The sequence below is a fragment of the Parvibaculum sp. genome, from assembly GCF_040882025.1.
Taxonomy (GTDB): Bacteria; Pseudomonadota; Alphaproteobacteria; order Parvibaculales; family Parvibaculaceae; genus Parvibaculum.
Genome location: NZ_JBBECC010000131.1, coordinates 1 through 1522, shown reverse-complemented (window position 1 = coordinate 1522; position 1522 = coordinate 1). Strand labels below are relative to the sequence as shown.

Below are 1522 nucleotides of genomic sequence, written 5' to 3'. Positions count from 1 at the left end.
TCCCGGCAACAAGTGCCGGGATGACACTTATATGTTAGTCGGCTGCCATGCGCACCCTCACACCCTCTTGTGCGCCCGCGCCCCCTGATGCAGGTAAAGCGCGCGGCCCGCGCCGTCATCCGAAAGAAAATGCCAGCTCTGCGGCAGCGACATCCCCGGCGCGACGCCCAGAAACAACTCGGCATTCACCGCCTCGAGTTCGACGCGCTTCGTGCCGCCCGCGATCACCGCATAATCGGGCGCCGGATGACTGGTCGCGACGAGGCGGCCCGCTTCCGCCGTCACCTCGATCGTCTCCATGCTGTTCGCATAGCGCCCCTCATAGCGCGCGGGCGCCGCAACGAAGGCGGCATCGGTCGCCGGCGGTTCCGGCGGCACGGTCCTGGCGATAGTGGAAAACACCTCGCGGATCGCCGCATCGGCCAGCGCCTTGCCGTTGCCGCCATTCGTCAGCAGGCAAAACACGGTCCCGCTTTCCGGGTGGCAGCGCAGCCACGCCGCCTGGCCGATGGTCGAGCCGTCATGCCCGAAGACTTCGTAGTGTCCATCGCCGTCCCAGTCCCACAGGAACGCCGCAAGCCCGATCGCGTCGATGTTCATCATCCGGGGACAGACGATATTCACCTCCCGCATCGCGGCGGCGTTCTCTTCCCGCAACAGCCGCATGCCGTTCGGCGCCATGCCCCCGTCCATCAGCATCCGCGCGAAGGTGACGATGTCGCGCGCGCGTCCCATCGGCGTCGAACCGGCCGGCGCGTTCGATTGCGCGAGATAGGCAACCGGCGTCACGAACAGTTTTCCGGGCGTCCCCAGATGCCCGATCGCCGTCTGGTAGCGCATCGCCTGTTCGGGCAGCGTCGAGAAGGCGGGCGTGTCGATGCTCTTGGCGATCCGCGCCCTGATCGCCTTGTCCCAGCTCCGCCCGTCGGCGATCTCGATCATGCGCCCCGCCGCGACGAACCCCGTATTGCAATAGGAAAACATCGCGCCGGGTTCATGGACCTGGGTCAATGCGCTCATCATCGCGACGAATTTCTCGATGCGGTCCTCGCCGCGCCCGGCATCCTTGAAATAATCGCCCTCGATGCCGCTCCGATGCGTCAGCAGGTCGCGCAGCGTCACCTGCGCGGCCGCCGCCTCGTCCTGCACGCGGAATTGCGGCAGCACCGCGCGCACCGGCTGGTCGAGCGCAAGTTTGCCTTCCTCGACAAGCTGCAGGCAGAGCACGGCGGTATAAAGCTTGGTGATCGAACCGATCTGGAACAGCGTATCCGGCGTCGCGGGGACCTGTGTATCGAGATTGCAAACCCCCGCCGCCGCCTCGGCAAGCGCCCCGCCGCTCCAAACCGCCACCGAGGCCCCCGGCACACCGAACTCACGCGTTCCGGCCTCAAGCATCTCTTTCAGTCGCGCGGCAGGGAAGGGCATGGGCACTGGTTTCCGCGGTTGAGGGGGAATAGAGCAAAGCGGAGTCACACCGTGCCCGCGATCCTACAGGAGAGCGCCGCCCCGGCGAAAGCGT

General features: G+C 66.4%; 1 protein-coding gene. It reads right to left on the bottom strand.

Annotated elements, in window-relative coordinates; all coding sequences use genetic code 11:
• Positions 1 to 57: 57 nt before the first annotated feature.
• Positions 58 to 1428: a serine hydrolase domain-containing protein gene (locus WEB61_RS09515; RefSeq protein ID WP_368064103.1), complete on the bottom strand. Its 1371-nt coding sequence runs from the start codon at positions 1426 to 1428 to the stop codon at positions 58 to 60.
• Positions 1429 to 1522: the final 94 nt, after the last annotated feature.